The sequence below is a fragment of the Pseudomonas sp. SIMBA_067 genome, assembly GCF_046534675.1.
In the GTDB taxonomy this organism is placed as follows: Bacteria; Pseudomonadota; Gammaproteobacteria; order Pseudomonadales; family Pseudomonadaceae; genus Aquipseudomonas; species Aquipseudomonas putida.
In genome coordinates this window covers 1-255 of the sequence record NZ_JAWRYH010000841.1, presented here as the reverse complement: position 1 = coordinate 255, position 255 = coordinate 1, and the positions used below count along the sequence as shown (strand labels likewise).

The 255-nt window shown below is 62.0% G+C and carries 1 pseudogene; it reads right to left on the bottom strand.

The features are described 5' to 3' along the window. Positions 1-255: pseudogene (locus SB765_RS31560) on the bottom strand (molybdopterin-dependent oxidoreductase); the annotation flags it as partial.

The window sequence follows — 255 nt, the reverse complement described above, 5'->3', positions numbered from 1 at the left end:
CGCCAGGATCGCCAGCGGGTGCATTGCCTCATCCAGCCGCAACCCCTCTCTATAAGGCCAGTCGATCAGGGCGAACCCGGAGCGCTGCCCCGGCAGATGCTGCGGGTCTTTCTATGTCTCGAAGCGCACGTAGCGCGCCTTCGAAGTCGGCTCGACCTGCTTGAGCACCTGCGCCAAGGGAATGCCCAACCAGGGAATGACCATCGACCAGGCTTCGACGCAACGCAACCGGTAGATGCGCTCTTCAAGCTGATA